Here is an 18,361-nt window from a genome sequence, read left to right as displayed (position 1 = left end):
GCACAGACCGGTGTAACGCCCGTTCATCATCGCATCGACACGGGTGCCGATCAGGCGATAGCGGAAATCCAGCGGCCAGCCCGGCTTGGTGTCGCGCAGCACGTCCCTCAGGATCAGGTTGGGCAGCAGCGGCGTGATCTCGGCCGGATCGAGATCGGCGCGCGCCGGCATCGGCCGGTCGCCGCATTTGGCCAGCCAGGAGTCGTATCCCTGCCGCAACAGTGGTGTGGCCGAATTTAAATCCAATGCGGTCATGCGCCGCCGGGAGTCCTGATCGCGTGTATAAGGGGGAGGGGTAACGGCATCAGCGTGACATGAAAACGCGGTCAGTGCACGGCCTAATTGTGCACCCGCGGTTACCACCGGTCGGGCGGATTGATCTCGCGCGGAATGAAATCGACGATCGAGATCAGCATGTCGACCTGTTCGCCATCGGTCGACAGCGGCATCACCAGGTCGATCACCGACAGGAAGTCCTTGTGCGGGCCGACATAGGGTACGCGGTGAAACTGCGGCTGCCGGTCCTGCGTCACTTCAGAGAAGTTCCGCCAGATCTGGCTGTCGGGCTGCTGGTGCCGCAGGTCGCTCATGAACAGGCCGGTGAAACGCCGCGACATATGCAGGTCGATGGCAGAGCCCATCAGGCGGTAACGGAAGTCGAGCGGCCAGCCCGGCTTGTGGTCACGCAGCACATCCATCAGCACCACATGCGGCAGGAAGGCCTTCATCTCGATCGGGTCGAGATCGACGCGCGCCGGCATCGACCGGGCGCCGCGCTTGCGGTCCCAGTATTCATAGCCCTGCAACAAAACCGTTGTCGCCTGCCGCCGCAGCAGCAGGTCGCGCATAGTGGACACGCCGTCTCTCCGATGACCTGCAGTCAGTGTTTCAGGGATTTTGCGGCCGCAAAAGCGGTTTTGCGTGCAATCGGCCGGCCGGGCGGGGCGGTTTCAGCCCAGCTGGGTGAAGGGATGGGTGCCGTCCTGCAGCCGTACCAGCTGGGCCAGGTCGACGCAGACCAGCAGATGGTCGACGGTCTCGCCGTCTTCGGCCAGCGGCAGCACGATATGCAGGATGCTGGCGATATCGCGGCTGCGCCCGACATAGGGCAGCACGCCGCGCACCGGCGCCCGCGCATCCACCGCCGCGGCCAGATGGTCCCAGACCAGGCTCGGCGGCCGCTGGTGCGGCACCTCGCTGAGCGCCTTGCCAGTGTAATCGTCGTTGCTCAGCGCCAGCATGCGGCTGCCGATCTCCAGATACCGGAAGTCGAAGGGCGTGTGTTCGAGCGCGAAAACCAGGGTCTGCGGGCGCAGCGGCTCCAGCTCGGCCGCGGCGGCAATGCGGCTGAGCGCCGGCATCTCGGCGGCGCCACGGGTGGCCAGCCAGAGCTGGTGCCCGCGGGTCAGCAGGTCAGATTGCGGATAGCCGGGCAGGCCGGTCCGCGCTGCGGTGGCCATGCCCGCCACCGTCGTCAATTGCATGAGATCCATCATGCGAGTCTGCCGGCCCCCGTGTGTAACTCTCTAGAGTTAAACGGATTTTCTGGATGAACTGCAGCGCCGGGGCGCCCGTTGCAACGGCGGGGATAGTATCGCCGCCGGCCGCACGGCGCAATCCTACCAACGGCGACAGGGCGCCCGCCCTGCGGCAGCGGCGGAGTCGCGGGCGGCGCGGTGCTGCGGGTGGCTTGCTTTTGGCCGGTGCGGGCATTATCCGGGCGCCTGCCAGCCCGGCGGCTCCAGTGGTCTGCCGGGGGAAGCCGAAATATGCTAAACATGCCCGATTCGCTCGCTTTTTCACGCATTACCCCAGGTTCGTCATGGCCGGCCATTCCCAGTTTAAAAACATCATGCATCGCAAGGGCGCGCAGGATGCCAAGCGCGCCAAGATCTTCACCAAGCTGATCCGCGAACTGACCACCGCGGCCCGCAGCGGCCAGCCCGATCCGGCGGCCAATCCGCGCCTGCGCGCCGCCATCCAGGCCGCCCGCGTCGCCAACATGTCGAAGGACACGCTGGAGCGCGCCATCAAGCGCGGCGCCGGCGGCGATGCGGCCGACAATTACGAGGAGGTGCGCTACGAGGGCTACGGCCCCGGCGGCGTCGCCGTGATCGTGGAAGCGCTGACCGACAACCGCAACCGTACCGCGGGCGAGGTGCGTGCCGCATTCTCCAAGAATGGCGGGGCGCTGGGCGAGACCAATTCGGTCGCCTTCATGTTCGACCGCGTCGGCGAGATCGTCTTCCCGGCTGCCGTGGCCACGGCCGAGGCGGTGTTCGAGGGCGCGCTGGACGCCGGCGCCGAGGATGTGCAGTCCGATGACGAGGGCCACAGCGTCACCTGCGCCCAGGATGATTTCGCCGCCGTGCGCGAGGCGCTGGAAAAGAAATTCGGCGAACCGAAATCGGCCAAGCTGGTGTGGAAGCCCAAGACCACCACGCCGGTCGAGGGCGAGAAGGCCGAGACGCTGTTCAGGATGATCGAAGTCCTTGAGGACTCCGACGACGTGCAGACCGTCTATGCCAATTTCGACATTTCCGAAGACGAACTGAGCAAGCTCGCCGGCTGACCGCCGCGGCTTGAGGAGTGGAATTGGGCTTATCCATGCGCATCATCGGACTCGATCCGGGCCTGCGTGCCACCGGCTGGGGCATCATCCTCGCCGAGGGCAACCGGTTGAGCCATGTGGCGCACGGCACCATCCGCACCAATCCGGACGACGAACTGGCCTATCGCCTGCGCACGGTGCATGACGCGCTGACCGAGCTGCTGGCCGAATGGCAGCCCGGGGCCGCCGCCGTGGAAGAAACCTTCGTCAACAAGAATCCGTCCTCGACGCTGAAACTCGGCCAGGTGCGCGGCGTCGTGCTGCTGGCGCCGGCGCAGCTTGGTTTGCCGGTGGCGGAATACGCACCCACCGTGATCAAGAAGGCCGTGGTCGGGACCGGCGCGGCCGACAAGGACCAGGTGCATGCCATGGTCAAGCGGCTGCTGCCGGGGTGTAACGTCACTGGCGCAGACGCCGCCGATGCGCTGGCGGTGGCGATCTGTCATGCCCATAACGCCGCCACCGCGCGGGTGATCCGCAGCGCAGAACTGCGAGCGGCACGATGATCGCCAAGCTCAGCGGCCTGCTCGACAGCGTCTCCGACACCGCCTGCATCCTCGATGTCGGCGGTGTCGGCTACCAGGTCTTCTGCTCGGCACGCACGCTGCGCAACCTGCCGCGGCCGTCCGAGGCCGTCCGGCTCTATATCGAAACCCATGTGCGTGAAGATCACATTCATTTGTTCGGCTTCGTGTCGGCATCCGAACGGGAATGTTTCAACCTGCTGCAAACGGTGCAGGGGGTCGGCGCCAAGGTGGCGCTCGGGATTCTGTCCTCGCTGTCGCCCGATGAGCTGTTCCGCGCCATCGCCAGTGCCGACAAGACCACGCTCAACCGCTGCGATGGCGTCGGGCCCAAGCTGGCGGTGCGCCTGATCACCGAACTGAAGGACAAGGTCGGCGGCATGGCATTGGGTGCGGCGGCGCAAGCGGATGGCGGCGAGGCGGGCGCGGTGGCGGTGGCCGAAACCGGCGCCGTGGCCGATGCGCTCTCGGCTCTGGTCAACCTGGGTTACAAGCGCGCCGATGCCTTCGGTGCCGTGACCACGGCGGCGCGCAATCTGGGCGACAAACCGAATGTGCAGGAGCTGATCCGCGCCGGCCTCAAGGAGCTGGCACGATGAACTCCACGCCGCGCAACGACGAGGGACGACTGGTATCGTCCGGCAGGGCCGAGGGCGACGAGCTGGAGCGCCATCTGCGGCCGCAGGTGCTGGCCGATTTCGTCGGCCAGGCGCGCGCCCGCGAAAATCTGAATATCTTCATCCAGGCCGCCAAGGCGCGCGGCGAGGCGCTGGACCATGTGCTGTTCCACGGCCCGCCGGGCCTGGGCAAAACCACGCTGGCGCAGATCGTGTCGCGCGAACTCGGTGTCAATTTCAAGGCCACTTCGGGGCCTGTCATCGCCAAGGCCGGTGATCTCGCCGCGCTGCTGACCAACCTGGAAGCGCGCGACGTGCTGTTCATCGACGAGATCCACCGGCTCAATCCGGCGGTGGAAGAGATTCTCTATCCTGCGATGGAGGACTTCCAGCTCGATCTCATCATCGGCGAGGGGCCGTCGGCGCGCAGCGTGCGCATCGACCTGCCGCCCTTCACGCTGGTCGGTGCCACCACGCGGTCTGGCCTGCTCACCACGCCGCTGCGCGAGCGTTTCGGCATTCCGCTGCGGCTGAATTTCTATGAGGTCGAGGAACTGGAGCTGATCGTGCGGCGCGGGGCCCGCATCCTCGATCTGGAACTCGATGCCAGCGGCGCGCGGGAAATCGCCCGCCGGGCCCGCGGCACGCCGCGCGTTGCCGGCCGCCTGCTGCGCCGGGTGCGCGATTTCGCCGTCTATGCCAAGGCCAAAGTCGTCGATGCCGCCACCGCCGATGCCGCCCTGCTGCGGCTGGAAGTCGATGCCCGTGGCCTCGATGCCATGGATCGCCGCTACCTCACCACGATTGCACGCGATTTCTCCGGCGGCCCGGTCGGCGTCGAGACCATTGCCGCCTCGCTGTCGGAACCGCGCGATGCGCTGGAAGACATCATCGAGCCCTATCTGATTCAGCAGGGCTTCCTGCAGCGCACCCCGCGCGGTCGCCTGCTCACGCCGGCCGCCTTCGCCCATATCGGCCTGACGCCCCCTGCCGGCCTTGGTGTCAACCAGCTCGACCTGCTGGGGGATGACGATGCCTGAAGTCCGCGACGCCCGGCTGCACAGCTACCCCGTGCGGGTGCAATGGGAAGACACCGACGCCGCCGGCATCGTCTATTACGCCAATTACCTGCGCTTCATCGAACGCGGCCGGTCCGACCTGCTGCTGAGCCACGGCATCGACCAGCGCGGCCTGATCGACACCGACACCGGGGTCGCCTTCGCGGTCCGGACCTGCACGGTCGAATATCTCAAACCCGCCCGCCTGCACGAAGAATTAACCGTTACCACGGCAATAACCGAGCTGCGCGGTGCCAGCCTGACCGCCCGCCAGGATGTCTGGCGGGGTGGGGACTTGCTGGTCCGGGCCGAGGTCAAGCTGGCCTGTATCGACGCCAAAGGCCGGGCCCGCCGGGTGCCCCCGTCGATTGCGGCGCTGTTCGCCACACTTTCACCAAATTTATCGCATTGATCTGTTAACTCTTAACCAAAGGATTCGAACGAATGGACAGGACCGTCAGCGCCGCGCAGCTCGGGGGCTCATCTGCTGCCGCCGACCTTTCGCTCTGGGCGCTCTTCCTTCAGGCCGACTGGATCGTCAAGGCCGTCATGCTGATGCTCATCCTGGCCTCGTTCTGGTCCTGGGCGATCATCTTCGACAAGCTGATCAAGATCCGCCGCACCGTCATCGACACCGACAAGTTCGAGAACGACTTCTGGTCGGGCGGTTCGCTGGATGCCCTGTATGATCGTTTGTCGATGGCAGGGCCCCAGCATCCGATGGCGGTGCTGTTCGTTGCCGCCATGCGCGAATGGCGCCGCTCCACCGAGCGCGGCCTGGTGCGCGGCAAGCAGGGGCTGGGTTCGCTGCAGGTCCGTATCAACCAGGTCATGCGCGTGTCGATCGACCGCGAGATGGAGCGCCTGGAACGCTATCTCGGTTTCCTCGCCTCGGTTGGTTCGGTGTCGCCCTTCGTCGGCCTGTTCGGCACGGTCTGGGGCATCATGAACTCCTTCCACGCCATCGCGTCGTCGAAGAACACCTCGCTGGCCGTGGTGGCGCCGGGCATCGCCGAGGCGCTGTTCGCCACCGCTCTGGGCCTGCTCGCCGCGATTCCGGCAGTGATGGCCTATAACAAGTTCTCCAACGATCTTGGCCGGCTCAATGTGCGGCTCGAAGGCTTTGCCGGCGAGTTCTCCGCGCTGATGTCGCGCCAGCTCGACGAAGAGGCCGCCTGATATGGGTATGTCAGCCGGAGGCGGCGGTTCCACCCGCGGCGGTCGCCGCAGACGGGCGCCGATGTCCGAAATCAACGTGACGCCGCTGGTCGACGTCATGCTGGTGCTGCTGATCGTGTTCATGGTGGCGGCGCCGCTGCTCACGGTCGGCGTGCAGGTCGATCTGCCCAAGACCCAGGCGGCCGCGATCCAGGGCCAGGATGAACCCCTGAGCGTCACCATCGATGCCAAGGGCGGCATTTACCTGCAGGAAAGCCTGGTTGAGATAGACCAGCTGGTGCCGCGTCTGCAGGCGATTGCCGGCAATGCGCCGGACCGCCGCATCTTCGTGCGCGGCGACCAGGCGATCAATTACGGCAAGGTGCTGGAAGTGATGGGCCTGATCAACACCGGTGGCTTCAACAAGGTGGCGCTGGTCGGTAATCCGCCGGCACCGAGCGGCAAGGCGCGCTAAGGCGCAGCAGAGGATTCAGGGCAGGGTGCGGCGTACATCGTACATATTCTCGGCAAGTCTGCATGGCGGCATCGTCGCGCTCGCCCTGTTCGGACTGCCGTATTGGGAGCCGAAGCGCGAGCCGGAGCCGATGGTCGTGCTCGCCGAATTCGCGCCGATCGCCGAGAAGACCAACGTGCCCAAGCCGCAGCCCAAGGTGGTCGAGACCAAGGCCGAGCCGAAGGAAGAGCCGGTGCCGGAATCCAAGCCGGAACCGAAGCCCGAGCCGCCCAAGCAGCAGGCGGTGACGCCGCCGCCACCCCCGCCGCCGCCGGCGCCTGAGCCGCCGAAGCAGGCCGAGGCGCCCAAGCCGCAGCCGATGCCCGAGCCGGTGCCGTCGCCCAAGCCGCTGCCCAAGCCCAAGGAAGTGGTGGAGACGCCGGAGCCGCCGAAGGTGGTCGAGAAGCCGAAGCCGGAAGCTAAGCCGGTGCCGCCCAAGCCGACCCAGCAGCGCCAGGAGGAAAAGAGCAAGACGCCGAATTTCTCCGACGTCGCCGCACTGGTGAACAAGATGAAGGCGCCGCCGGCCGCCCAGCCGCAGCAGGCGCCGCAGACGGCGTCGCGCACGCCGCCGGCCGCCGCGCCGCGCGCCGAGGGGCCGTCGAATCCCAATCAGCCGGTCTCGATGAGCGAGAAGGATTTCATCCGCAAGCAGGTCGAGGACAAGTGGCAGTTTGATATCGGCGCCAAGGATGCCAAGGATCTCGTCGTGCGCATCAAGTTCAGCCTGCATCCCGACGGTCGCCTGAAGGGCCAGCCCGAGATCGTTGACCAGGCCCGCATGTACATGCCGGGCCAGGAATCCTATCGCGCCGCCGCCGAATCCGCGCGCCGCGCCGTGCTGAAGGCCGAACCGTTCCAGTTGCCGCCCGGCGACAAGGACAAGTGGAGCCAGGACATCATATTGAATTTCGACCCGCGCATGATGCTGGGCGGGTAAAGCGATAGGGAGACAGGGATGATTCGGATGTCGATTTTGCCAGCCACTGGCATGATGAAAGCCGGCGTGCTGGCGCTGATGATGGCGCTGCTGGCTGTGCCGATGGCGCAGGCCGCCGTCGAAATCGATATCACGCGCGGCAACTTCAAGCCGGTGCCGATCGCCATTTCCGATCTCGATGGCGACAATCCGCAGGCGCTGAAAGTCGGCGCCGATGTCGCCCGCGTTATCCGCGCCGATCTGGAACGCTCGGGCCTGTTCAAGCCGGTCGATCCGCGCGCCCATACCCAGACGCCGCAGGCGATGCGCGTGCAGCCGCGGTTCCAGGACTGGCGCGTCATCAATGTCGATGCGCTGGTCAACGGCCGCATCGAGATGCAGTCCGATGGCCGGCTGCGCGGCGAGTTCCGCCTCTGGGATGTGGCCGCCGAAAACCAGATGACCGGCCTGGCGCTGTTCACCACGCCGGATAACTGGCGTCGCCTCGCGCATCTGATCGCCGATGCGATCTACAAGCGCGTTACCGGCGAAGATGGCTATTTCGACACCCGCATCGTCTATGTCGCCGAAAGCGGCCCGCCGGATCGCCGCGTCAAGCGCCTGGCGATCATGGATCAGGACGGCGAAAACCATCGCTTCCTCACCGACGGCCGCTTCCTGGTGCTGACCCCGCGCTTCAGCCCGGGCCAGCAGGAAATCACCTATCTCAGCTATTTCAACGACAAGCCGCGCGTCTATCTGTTCAACATCGATACCGGACAGCAGGAGCTGGTCGGCGATTTCCCCGGCATGACCTTCGCGCCGCGCTTCTCGCCCGACGGCAACCGCGTGATCATGTCGCTGGCGTCTGACGGCAATTCCGATGTCTACATGATGGATCTGCGCACGCGGCAGCGGCAGCGCCTGACCAGCGATCCCGCCATCGATACCTCGCCGAGCTTTGCGCCCGATGGTCGCCGCATCACCTTCAATTCCGATCGCGGCGGCACCAAGCAGATCTACACGATGAATGCCGATGGCTCGGACCAGAAGCGCATCAGCTTCAATCAGGGTCGTTACTCGACGCCGGTATGGTCGCCGCGCGGCGACCTGATCGCCTTCACCAAGGAATTCCAGGGCCAGTTCTCGATTGGCGTGATGCGGCCCGATGGCAGCGGCGAGCGCATTCTCTCGACCAACAGCGTCGTGCAGGAAGCGCCGACCTGGGCGCCCAATGGCCGCGTGCTGATGTTCTATCGCGAGACGCCGCCGAATGCGCAGGGCCGTGGCCAGCGCGTGCGTCTGATCTCGATCGATCTCACCGGCTACAACGAGCGTGAAATCCCCACCCCGATCGATGCGTCCGATCCGGCCTGGTCGCCGCTGTCGCCGCTGATCCGCTGACCGGTCGATCCGCCGGGCCAGCGGGGCTTGGCGGTGGCTCCGGCGGCTTGGGCCTGTGGGTATCTTTGGCGAAACGCACCCCTGTTGCAGAAATGCCGCAGGGGTGCGTTTAGTGTTTACAAGCCCTTACGCCTATTGATTCGGGAAAAACCGGTGGATATAGTCCAACCTGACGTAATGGCTTGAACCTTAGGTTCCGGCAACGTTTGCCCTTGGCTGCGGGTTTTAGGACTCCGTGCCGGGCCGAGCGTCTGATCGGTTAAGCTTGGGGTTTTGTCAGTCGGTTCGTGCCCGGACCGAGAATCTCGTACCGGGTATGGAACGCAAGTTGCGCTTCGCTGTTCGGTACCTGACTCACTCTCGAAACCCTTGGAGGGATAATAAAAATGCGCCTCAACACCTTCGGCTCCAAGTACCTGGCCGTGGCTGCCGTGGGCTTGCTTCTCGCCGCTTGCTCGTCCGATCCCGCGCCGACCGCGACCACCAGCGGCGCCGGCGGCGCCACCACGGCGGCCGCTCCGGCTGCCAGCATCGCGCCGGGCACCGTGCAGGACTTCCAGGTCAATGTCGGCGACCGCGTCTTCTTCGACTATGACAAGTTCGAAGTGAAGCCGGCTGGCAAGGCCACGCTCGACAAGCAGGCTGCCTGGCTGAAGCGCTATGGCCAGTGGAAGGTCGTGATCGAGGGTCATGCCGACGAACGCGGCACCCGCGAATACAACCTGGCGCTCGGTGAGCGTCGCGCCAATGCCGTCAAGACCTACCTGGCGAACCAGGGCATCCCGGCGAACCGCATCACCACGATCTCCTACGGTAAGGAGCGTCCGGTGGCGCTGGGTTCGAACGAGGCCGCCTGGGCCCAGAATCGTCGCGGTGTGACGGTCCTGTCGAACTAATAATTCATGCCGGGTGGCTTTGCTGCCCGCCTGAATGGACTTAAAGAACACCCGTCTGCCTCACGGCAGGCGGGTGTTTCTTTTTGCGTGGCACTTTTGCGCCGCCGGGGCGTTAGGTCCCTGCCGCAGTTCCGCCGCAAATCACGCCTTATTCCGCCGCAAATCTGCGGCCTTCTAGATGCTCGGGCAGAGCAAACCTTGGGGAGTATATTCATGCAGATGCGTAATTGGGCCATCCGGTCGGCCATGGTCGCCACCCTGGCCCTTGGCCTGGTGGCCTGTGAAACCGCCCCGCAGCCGGCCAGCTCGCTGTCGGGCAGCGGCCGTCCGGGCAGTGCGACGATGGGTGGCGCCGGCAGCGCCGCCGGTGTCAGCGGCATGCCGCTGACCCGCGAGGATGCGCAGCGCCAGTTCGCCGCCGATGTCGGCGACCGCGTGCTGTTCGCCACCGATTCCTACGCGCTGGATGCCGCCAGCACCGCCATCCTCGACCGGCAGGTCGCCTGGCTGAAGCGCAATGCCCAGTGGCGCATCGTCCTCGAGGGCCATGCCGACGAACGCGGCACCCGCGAATACAATCTGGCGCTCGGCGACCGCCGCGCCACCACGATTCGCAACTTCCTGGTCAACCAGGGCATCCCGACCCAGCGCATCTCCACGCTGTCCTATGGCAAGGAGCGTCCCTCCACGGTCGGCTCCAACGAGGCCGCCTGGGCGCAGAATCGCCGCGGCGTCACCGTGCTGGCGAACTGAGCGCCTGAAGACCTGATCGGCCGGGCTGCAGCGGCGGAATTTCCGCAGTTTCGCCGTTGCAGCCCGCCATGCTTTTGACGTAAACCCCGGTAAAATCGATAAACTCGGTTTTCCGTCCGATTCGGCTTCCCGTGTCGGCCACCATGGGGTTTTGCCATGCCTGCGTCTTTCGCCGCCCGTTTTCTGCCTGTCCTGCTGCTGCTCGGCAGCATCGCCCTGCCAGCCATGGCGCAGGACGCCCAGACGCTCGACCGCATCAACCGGCTGGAACGCGACCTGCAGACCCTGCAGCGCCAGGTCTATCGCGGCGGCACCCCGCCGGCCTCTTCGTCGTCGTCTTCGGGCGGCGGCAGCCTGACCGACAGCGGTGACGGCACCTCGGCCGCCAACCGGCTCAATGCCCGCATCGACGAGCTGGAAAACCAGATCCGCACGATGACCGGCCGCTTCGAGGAGGTCGAATTCGCCTCCAGCCAGGCCAACCGCCGCATCGACAAGCTGGTGGAAGACGTCGATTTCCGCCTCAACCAGCTTGAACGCGGCGCCGCTCCGGCTGCCGGCAGCATCGAGCAGGTCAAGCCGACCGCTGCCCAGCAGGGCATTCCGGCACCGGGCACGCCGGTTCAGCCGCCCAATGTCGCGCGCGGGTCGACATCCTCGACGCCGGGCCAGGCGCCGACGAAAGAGGGCGTGCTCGGCTCGATGCCGGTGGATGCCCAGGGCCGCCCGATCGCCGGCGGCGCGGCAGCGCCGGCGCAGCAGCAGACAGCCAGGGCGCCGACTCCGCCGGCCGCCGCCTCCGCCAAGGGCAAGCTGCCCGCCGGCACGCCGCAGGAGCGCTACAACTACGCCTACAAGCTGCTGGTGCAGAGCGACTATGCCGATGCCGAAGCCGCCTTCCGCGAATTCTTGGGCGCCCATGCGCAGGATGCGCTGGCCGGCAATGCGCAATACTGGCTCGGCGAGACCTATTACGTGCGCCAGCAGTATGAGCCCGCCGCCCAGGCCTTCCTGCAGGGCTACCAGGGCTACCCGAAAAGCGCCAAGGCGCCCGACAGCCTGCTTAAATTGGGCATGTCGCTCTCGGCGATGAAAAAGAATCCCGAAGCCTGCGCCGCGCTGGGCCAGCTCGGCAAGGAATTCGCCTCGGCGCCACCGCATGTGAAGGATGCCGCCACCCGCGAGCGCGCCAAGATCGGCTGCAAGTAAGCCGATGACAGCCGCAGCAGTCACGGCGGCGGCGTTCGGCCGCCGGCTGCTGCCGCTGCTGGAGGGCGACACACCTGACGCCATCGCGGTTGCCGTCTCCGGCGGCGCCGACAGCCTGGCGCTGGCGCTGCTCTGTCGCGACTGGGCTGCGCGCCGCAATATCACGGTGCTTCCGCTGATCGTCGATCACCGCCTGCGGCCGGAGTCTTCGACTGAGGCAAAGCGCGTCGCCGGCTGGCTGCGCGCCGCCGGGCTGAAGCCGCAGGTGCTGGTCTGGGATGCGGCGGATAAACCCGCCGCCAACCGCCAGTCTGCCGCCCGCGAGGCGCGCTATGCGCTGCTGCTGCAGGCCTGCGGCAAACACAAGATCGGCCATCTGCTGCTGGCGCATCACCGCGACGACCAGGCCGAGACCCTGCTGCTGCGGGCCCTGCGCGGCTCCGGTGTCGATGGCCTCGCCGCCATGGCGCCACGCCGCGACATGCAGGGCATCGCCCTGCTGCGGCCGCTGCTCGATCTGCCCAAGGCGCAGCTGGTCGCCACGCTGCAAAAGCGCAAGCAGCCCTGGATCGAAGACCCCAGCAATGCCAGCCCGGCGTATTTGCGCGTGCGCGTGCGCGCAGCGCTCGACCTGCTCAGCGACAACGATGCCGCGGCGCGCGCCGAGCTGGTGGCGCATCTGGCGCAGACCGCGCGCAATTTCAGCCGGGTGCGCGCCCAGCTCGATGATGCCGCCTATGCCCTGCTGCAGGGCAGTGTACGGCTCAGTGCCGCCGGCATCGCCTGGCTCGATGCCGCAACCCTCACCGCCGCCGGCGACGAGATCGCGCTGCGGGCGTTGAGCCGTCTGCTCTGCGTCATCGGCGGCCTGGCCGTGCCGCCGCGACTGGACGGGCTGGAGCGCGCACTCGCCAGCCTGCGCAGCGGCCTGGCCCAGCCGCTCACCCTGCATCGCTGCCTGCTGGCGCCGCAAAAAGACGGCCGTTTGCTGATCTGCCGCGAGGCACGCCACCTGCCGGCCGTGCTGGCGCTGAAGGCCGGCGATGCGCTGCTCTGGGATGGCCGGTTCCGCGTTGCCGTTGCGGCAAAGGCGCGGCTGCCGGGCGTCACGCTCGGCCCGCTCGGCCGCGACCGCCCGCCGGCCGACGAGATCCCGCCCGCTGCCGCCATGGAGATTCCGCGCGCCGCCTGGCCCGGCCTGCCGGCCCTGCGCGGCCGGACCGGCCGCCTGCTGGCGGTGCCCGGCCTGGGCTGGGGCCAGCTGCCGGCGGCTGTCACACTCGGGTTTCACCCCGCGCTCGGGGTCTGACCCGGCCTGACCCGGCGGAATCCGCGAAGAATCCACCCGGTTACCGCTTGTTTAGGCATTCCGACCGCATATCTATGGTCTGTGCCGGGAAAAATCGGCTAAAATTTTCCGTGCCCTGAAGGACGATCCCGCGGGGCAGGGTGTGGCGTAGAAAGGACTGGGCTTCCGTGAACATGTTTGGCCGTAATTTGGCGCTCTGGGTGATCATCGGCCTCTTGGTGGTCGCGCTGTTCAACCTGTTTCAAGGCCCCTCGATCCGTGGCGGCAGCCAGTCGCTCGCCTATTCCGATTTCCTGAACGACGTCACCAACGGCCAGATCACCGACGTCGCCATCCAGAACAGCTCCAACACCGTCACCGGCCATTTCCGCGACGGTCGCGGCTTCACCACCTATATCCCGAACGACCCGACGCTGGTGAGCAAGCTGACCGAGCGCGGCGTGCGCGTCACCGCCGTGCCGCCGGAAGAGAACAACACGCTGGTGCAGATTCTGATCTCCTGGTTCCCCATGCTGCTGCTGATCGGCGTGTGGATTTTCTTCATGCGCCAGATGCAGTCCGGCGGCGGCAAGGCGATGGGCTTCGGCAAGTCCAAGGCCCGGCTGCTCACCGAGCGCCATGGCCGCGTCACCTTTGAAGACGTCGCCGGCATCGAGGAAGCCAAGTCCGAACTCGAAGAGATCGTCGACTTCCTGCGCGACCCGCAGAAATTCCAGCGCCTCGGCGGCAAGATCCCCAAGGGCTGCCTGCTCGTCGGCCCGCCCGGCACCGGCAAGACGTTGCTCGCGCGCGCCATCGCCGGTGAAGCCAACGTGCCCTTCTTCACCATTTCGGGTTCCGACTTCGTCGAGATGTTCGTCGGCGTCGGCGCCAGCCGCGTGCGCGACATGTTCGAGCAGGCGAAGAAGAACGCGCCCTGCATCATCTTCATCGACGAAATCGACGCGGTCGGCCGCCATCGCGGCGCCGGCCTCGGCGGTGGCAACGACGAACGCGAGCAGACGCTGAACCAGCTGCTGGTCGAGATGGACGGTTTCGAGGCGACCGAGGGCGTCATCCTGATCGCCGCCACCAACCGGCCTGACGTGCTCGATCCGGCGCTGCTGCGTCCGGGCCGTTTCGACCGCCAGATCGTGGTGCCGAATCCCGACATCATCGGCCGCGAGCACATCCTGCGTGTGCATATGCGCAAGGTCCCGCTGGGTCCGGATGTCGAGCCCAAGATCATTGCCCGTGGCACGCCCGGTTTCTCCGGCGCCGATCTGGCGAATCTCGTGAACGAAGCCGCCCTGCTGGCCGCGCGCCGCAACAAGCGCGTCGTCACCATGGCCGATTTCGAGCATGCCAAGGACAAGGTGATGATGGGCGCCGAGCGCCGCTCGATGGTGATGGGCGAAGAGGAAAAGCGCCTCACCGCCTATCACGAGGCGGGCCATGCGCTGGTCGGCCTGTTCATGCCGAAATCCGATCCGCTGCACAAGGTGACCATCATCCCGCGCGGCCGCGCGCTGGGCGTCACCATGTCGCTGCCCGAGAAGGATCGCCTGTCGATCTCGACCATGGAACTGGAATCCAAGCTGGCGATGATGTTCGGCGGCCGCATGGCCGAGGAACTGGTGTTTGGCAAGGAAAACATCACCACCGGCGCCTCCAACGACATCCAGCAGGCCACCGGGCTCGCCCGTCGCATGGTCACCGAATGGGGCATGAGCGACAAGCTCGGCCGTCTGCGCTATTCCGATAACGAGGAAGAGGTCTTCCTCGGCCATTCCGTGACGCAACGGAAAAACGTCTCGGATGCCACCGCGCGCCTGATCGACGAGGAAATCCGCCGCATCATCGACGATGCCGAAAGCAACGCGCGCCGCATCCTGACCGACCACCGCGCCGATCTCGACACCCTCGGCCAGGCGCTGCTGGAATACGAGACCCTGTCGGGCGACGAGGTGCGGGCGCTGCTGCGCGGCGAGAAGATCGTGCGCACCGATGACCGCACGCCGACGCCCAGCGACAGCGGCGGCCCGCGTTCGGCGGTGCCGACGTCCAGCCGTGGCGGCGGCAGCAAGCCGGCCGGCGGCGGCTTCGAGCCGGAGCCGATGCCGGGGGCGTAAGCTAACCACTGGTGCATCCGGGCGCTTGACCCCAACCATGTCGGAGCATAGGCCGCGGCGCAGTCAGTCGGTTATGCTGACTGCGCTCGTTTGCTTGGCGGTTGCCATACCGTCTTTTGCTCGTGCAGATGTTGTCTGGCCTGCGCTTTTCATAGAGCCACGCCTTCTCAGCGTTCCGGTGGTTGTCCTGGGCCTGCTGATTGAGAGCGCAGTGCTACGTTTCGGATTTTCCATGAGCTGGACCCGAGCCAGCCTGCTGGCAACGGTCTCAAATGCAGCATCCGCTGCTTTGGGGGCTGTTTTGATTCCCGCGTCCGGCATTGCCTGGGAATTTTTCCCCGGCATCTTACTCTATAAAATCTTCGATTTAGGAACGTTCAATCCGCTTACCTGGACGGCAACCTTTGTGCTCGCCGTCGTTATTACAAGCGGCATTGAGGTTATTTGTCTTCGCCTTGCCTTCAAGACGCCGTGGAGCCAAAGTCGTTGGTGGTTATGGCTTGCAGCAAATGCTGCGACTGTCGGTTTGGCGTTTCTCAGTTTGGTTATCCAACCGCCCAGTGACGTTCAACTCTATTACCCTTGGCTGATCAGATAGCGGATTGAGCCCGCACACAGACCGTCACCCCGGACTTGATCCGGGGTGACGGTCTGTGTGAATGCTGGGCCTGCGCGAATGTCCTATCGGCCCGACAGGAAGTCGCCGATCCAGCGCATGCCTTTATCGTCCAGCGCGGGCTGCGGCGGCAGTCCCGGCGCCGCCGCCTGCTGCGACAGGCAGGTGATCAGGTCGGTGAGATACGGCAGGCTGAATTCGGGATGAAACTGCACCGACAGGATCGGCGCCGCGGTGTAGCGCAGAGCGGCAAAGGGGCAGGCCGCGGTGTTGGCCACCACCTCGGTATCGGGCGGCTGCACCACGATCTGGTCCTGGTGGAAGGCCGGCATCATGACGGACTGCGTGTCGCCATTAAGGCTGGTGGTGTACTGCTCCAGGCCGACGCGCCAGCCGGCTGCGGCTTTCTCCACCCGGCCACCCAGCGCCTCGGCAATGATCTGGTGGCCGAAACACACGCCCACCATCGGGCGCTGCAGCCGTGCCGCAGCGCGGATGAAGTCTTTCAGCGGCGCGATCCACGGCAGGTCGTCATAGACGCCGTGGCGCGAGCCGGTCAGCAGATAGGCGTCAAACGCGGCCACGTCGCCCAGCGCCGCGACGGCAATCGTCTCGAATGTGGCGGTGGGCAGCAGGGGCTGCAGCTGCGTGCGGAACATCGCGGGATAGCTGACATAGCGCTCGCGCAGCGGCGCGGGCACCGGCCCGCATTCAATAATGCCGATTTTCATTGTTGCTTTGCCTGGTCACACACTTTTTGCCGCCAAGCCACTCTTCTATAGTGAGGGTGATTGAGGCGGGGAATGGAATCTGAACAATCCTTAGGACAGCATAAGGTATTTCACGGTTGGACCAAAGCCGGCTGGGTCATCCTGGCCAAAGCCGCTGGCTGGTATGCCCTGTCGTTTGTCGGCGCTTTTGTCGCATCAATGCTGGTGATGTTCTTTTTCCTGAAGCCGTCGCGGCCAGCACAAATGGATGTCGCTATGGTGTTCGGCATCTTCGTTATGGTGCCCACGGCAATGCTGCAAATCTGGTTTTCCGTGCGAAACGCCAGGAAGATGGCTGGCGGGGATCACAATGCAGGCTTGCGGAACGTTGCGCACGACAAACAAGGAGCGGCCTGGCTGATCGCCAGCCTGATGGCGATCAAGGCGGTTGTCTGGGTTTCGCTGCAAGGAGACCCATCTGACCAGGTGCCGCAGTTCAGGGATGTCGATCCAGTGATCTATGTGGCCTCTACAGTTTGCATGGGAGTGGCAATGTCCGCCGCGACAGCACTCTTTCTATACGGCTGGCTCTGGACAGCCCTGGAGCCTCACTGGGGTGTTTTTAAGGCTGGTGCCACGATCACGCTTTTTTCGTTCATGCTTAATTCGGCGCTAAGCCCCAATGCCATGTTGCAGGCCGCTCTTTTTGTTGCTGGTCTGGCTTATGTGCGATATGTCAGCCAATCAGTGCGGCCGGTCGTGCTCGTTTCTGTTGTTCACTCCATTGCTGGATCACTAGCCACAATATTGTTCTTTGTGGATTGACGCTCACCGTTCCGCCAGCGCCAGCTTGGCGCCGAGCCGTGTCGATATGGTCACGTAATCAGTTGGAATAAGATCGCTGGTGTGGGCCATTAAGTCACTCAAGGTGCAACTAGCTTCGACAATGGCTGTATATGCAGGAGGCAGTATTCTGGTTCGAGAGGCTCAACTCCATCAGTTACGATAGATATGCGGTGATTGAAGCGAGATGCCCAACTTCCGCCTATAGGCATGGTGCGAGCTGTTTCGGGATCGAGATGAATTGTAATCTCGGTCGATTCTCCAGCAATTCTGAATAGGCACTCATTTAATGACTTAAAGCATATCATCGGCTTATTCACTGGCCCCAATTTAACCGGCTGCCAGCCATCCTTTTTCCCTCTTTGGGCATCCTTGATGATCTGGAGAAAGCTACGATTAGTATCTGCGCGCATGATTAATTCTTTCGGTCTGGAACTTCACCGCTCCGTCAGCGCCAGCTTGGCGCCGAGGGCCACAAACGCCGCCGCGAATGTCCGCCGCAGCCACTGCATCACGCGCGGCCGCGCCAGCACATGGTCGCGCACTGCTGCCGCAAACAGGCCATAGAGCACGAACACCGCCAGCGTCATCGCCATGAACACGCCGCTCATTTCCAGCATGCGCGCCAGCACGGCGGGTTCGTCATGGCTGATGAACTGCGGCAGGAAGGCGAAGAAAAAGATCGACAGTTTGGGGTTCAGCAGGTTGATGACGATGGCCTCGATGGTCACCTGCAGGAAGGATTGTTTTTGCGGCCCCTTGCCGGTGAGGCTGAGCGAGCCCCGGTCATGCCAGGTCTGCCAGGCCATCCACAGCAGATAGGCCACGCCGGCATATTTCACCGCGTCGAACAGCAGCGCTGATGTGTGCAGCAGCGCCGCCAGCCCGGTGATCGCCGCCAGCATATGCGGCACGATGCCGAGCGTGCAGCCGAATGCCGCCACCGCGCTAGCCCTGGCCCCGCGCGTCAGGCCGGCGGCCACGGTGTAGATCATGCCGGTGCCCGGCGTGGCGACCACGATCAGCGCGATCAGCAGGAAGTCGAGGGTCATGCGGGTGTCCTATTCGGCCGCCGTGTTTCCGGCATCGGTGAAATTGGCGATCTCAAC

21 protein-coding genes are annotated in these 18,361 nt (G+C 65.1%); 16 read left to right on the top strand and 5 right to left on the bottom strand.

Annotation, left to right across the window (positions count from 1 at the left end; translation table 11 throughout):
• The 3 genes from AAG799_RS16745 to AAG799_RS16735 all read right to left on the bottom strand — a co-directional run.
• On the bottom strand, positions 1-255 hold a 255-nt coding region (locus AAG799_RS16745), incomplete at its 3' end, for a PAS domain-containing protein (protein ID WP_341897811.1).
• A 101-nt stretch (positions 256-356) separates the two neighbouring features.
• Positions 357-848: a PAS domain-containing protein gene (locus AAG799_RS16740; RefSeq protein ID WP_341897812.1), complete on the bottom strand. Its 492-nt coding sequence runs from the start codon at positions 846-848 to the stop codon at positions 357-359.
• Positions 849-950: 102 nt separating this feature from the next.
• Complete coding sequence (locus AAG799_RS16735) at positions 951-1,484, bottom strand: hypothetical protein (RefSeq protein ID WP_341897810.1); 534 nt, start codon at positions 1,482-1,484, stop codon at positions 951-953.
• Positions 1,485-1,822: 338 nt separating this feature from the next.
• Here AAG799_RS16735 and AAG799_RS16730 point away from each other — a divergent pair, with 338 nt between their 5' ends.
• From AAG799_RS16730 to AAG799_RS16660, 15 genes are all read left to right on the top strand, one after another.
• On the top strand, positions 1,823-2,572 hold the full coding sequence (locus AAG799_RS16730; protein ID WP_341897809.1) for a YebC/PmpR family DNA-binding transcriptional regulator: 750 nt from the start codon (positions 1,823-1,825) through the stop codon (positions 2,570-2,572).
• Positions 2,573-2,607: 35 nt separating this feature from the next.
• Positions 2,608-3,117, top strand: coding sequence for a crossover junction endodeoxyribonuclease RuvC (gene ruvC, locus AAG799_RS16725; protein ID WP_341897808.1), 510 nt, complete (start codon positions 2,608-2,610; stop codon positions 3,115-3,117).
• Positions 3,114-3,734, top strand: a complete 621-nt coding sequence (gene ruvA / locus AAG799_RS16720) for a Holliday junction branch migration protein RuvA (protein ID WP_341897807.1) — start codon at positions 3,114-3,116, stop codon at positions 3,732-3,734. The genes ruvC and ruvA overlap by 4 nt, the downstream gene beginning before the upstream one ends.
• Positions 3,731-4,792 carry a Holliday junction branch migration DNA helicase RuvB gene (gene ruvB / locus AAG799_RS16715; protein ID WP_341897806.1) on the top strand — a complete coding sequence of 354 codons (1,062 nt, stop codon included), beginning with the start codon at positions 3,731-3,733 and terminating at the stop codon, positions 4,790-4,792. The genes ruvA and ruvB overlap by 4 nt, the downstream gene beginning before the upstream one ends.
• A complete protein-coding gene (locus tag AAG799_RS16710) occupies positions 4,785-5,222 on the top strand; it encodes a YbgC/FadM family acyl-CoA thioesterase (RefSeq protein WP_341897805.1) in 438 nt (145 codons plus the stop codon). Before ruvB ends, AAG799_RS16710 begins: the two co-directional genes overlap by 8 nt.
• Positions 5,223-5,254: 32 nt before the next feature.
• Positions 5,255-5,989 (top strand): protein TolQ, encoded by a 735-nt coding sequence (gene tolQ / locus AAG799_RS16705; protein ID WP_341897804.1) that lies wholly within the window; start codon positions 5,255-5,257, stop codon positions 5,987-5,989.
• A 1-nt stretch (position 5,990) separates the two neighbouring features.
• A complete protein-coding gene (tolR, locus tag AAG799_RS16700) occupies positions 5,991-6,443 on the top strand; it encodes a protein TolR (RefSeq protein WP_341897803.1) in 453 nt (150 codons plus the stop codon).
• Positions 6,444-6,468: 25 nt separating this feature from the next.
• Entirely contained in the window at positions 6,469-7,422 is a 954-nt protein-coding gene (locus tag AAG799_RS16695) for an energy transducer TonB (RefSeq protein WP_341897802.1), read from the top strand.
• An 18-nt stretch (positions 7,423-7,440) separates the two neighbouring features.
• Positions 7,441-8,805, top strand: coding sequence for a Tol-Pal system beta propeller repeat protein TolB (tolB, locus tag AAG799_RS16690; RefSeq protein ID WP_341897801.1), 1,365 nt, complete (start codon positions 7,441-7,443; stop codon positions 8,803-8,805).
• 386 nt (positions 8,806-9,191) lie between these two features.
• A complete protein-coding gene (gene pal / locus AAG799_RS16685; protein ID WP_341897800.1) occupies positions 9,192-9,701 on the top strand; it encodes a peptidoglycan-associated lipoprotein Pal in 510 nt (169 codons plus the stop codon).
• A 213-nt stretch (positions 9,702-9,914) separates the two neighbouring features.
• Positions 9,915-10,454 (top strand): peptidoglycan-associated lipoprotein Pal, encoded by a 540-nt coding sequence (gene pal / locus AAG799_RS16680; RefSeq protein ID WP_341897799.1) that lies wholly within the window; start codon positions 9,915-9,917, stop codon positions 10,452-10,454.
• Between the two features lie 156 nt (positions 10,455-10,610).
• Positions 10,611-11,663 (top strand): tol-pal system protein YbgF, encoded by a 1,053-nt coding sequence (gene ybgF / locus AAG799_RS16675; protein ID WP_341897798.1) that lies wholly within the window; start codon positions 10,611-10,613, stop codon positions 11,661-11,663.
• 4 nt (positions 11,664-11,667) lie between these two features.
• Entirely contained in the window at positions 11,668-12,972 is a 1,305-nt protein-coding gene (gene tilS, locus AAG799_RS16670) for a tRNA lysidine(34) synthetase TilS (RefSeq protein ID WP_341897797.1), read from the top strand.
• Between the two features lie 167 nt (positions 12,973-13,139).
• Positions 13,140-15,083, top strand: coding sequence for an ATP-dependent zinc metalloprotease FtsH (gene ftsH / locus AAG799_RS16665; RefSeq protein ID WP_341897796.1), 1,944 nt, complete (start codon positions 13,140-13,142; stop codon positions 15,081-15,083).
• 73 nt (positions 15,084-15,156) lie between these two features.
• Positions 15,157-15,681 carry a hypothetical protein gene (locus AAG799_RS16660; RefSeq protein ID WP_341897795.1) on the top strand — a complete coding sequence of 175 codons (525 nt, stop codon included), beginning with the start codon at positions 15,157-15,159 and terminating at the stop codon, positions 15,679-15,681.
• A gap of 83 nt (positions 15,682-15,764) precedes the next feature.
• Here AAG799_RS16660 and AAG799_RS16655 read toward each other — a convergent pair whose 3' ends face one another.
• Entirely contained in the window at positions 15,765-16,430 is a 666-nt protein-coding gene (locus AAG799_RS16655) for a type 1 glutamine amidotransferase (RefSeq protein ID WP_341897794.1), read from the bottom strand.
• 72 nt (positions 16,431-16,502) lie between these two features.
• Here AAG799_RS16655 and AAG799_RS16650 point away from each other — a divergent pair, with 72 nt between their 5' ends.
• A complete protein-coding gene (locus AAG799_RS16650) occupies positions 16,503-17,234 on the top strand; it encodes a hypothetical protein (RefSeq protein WP_341897793.1) in 732 nt (243 codons plus the stop codon).
• Positions 17,235-17,689: 455 nt separating this feature from the next.
• Here the strand turns inward: AAG799_RS16650 and AAG799_RS16645 are convergent, their stop codons facing one another.
• Positions 17,690-18,304 carry a LysE family translocator gene (locus AAG799_RS16645; RefSeq protein ID WP_341897792.1) on the bottom strand — a complete coding sequence of 205 codons (615 nt, stop codon included), beginning with the start codon at positions 18,302-18,304 and terminating at the stop codon, positions 17,690-17,692.
• Positions 18,305-18,361: the final 57 nt, after the last annotated feature.

Source organism: Ferrovibrio terrae (assembly GCF_943371255.1).
In the GTDB taxonomy this organism is placed as follows: Bacteria; Pseudomonadota; Alphaproteobacteria; order Ferrovibrionales; family Ferrovibrionaceae; genus Ferrovibrio; species Ferrovibrio terrae_B.
This window is presented reverse-complemented; position numbering and strand designations above follow the sequence as displayed.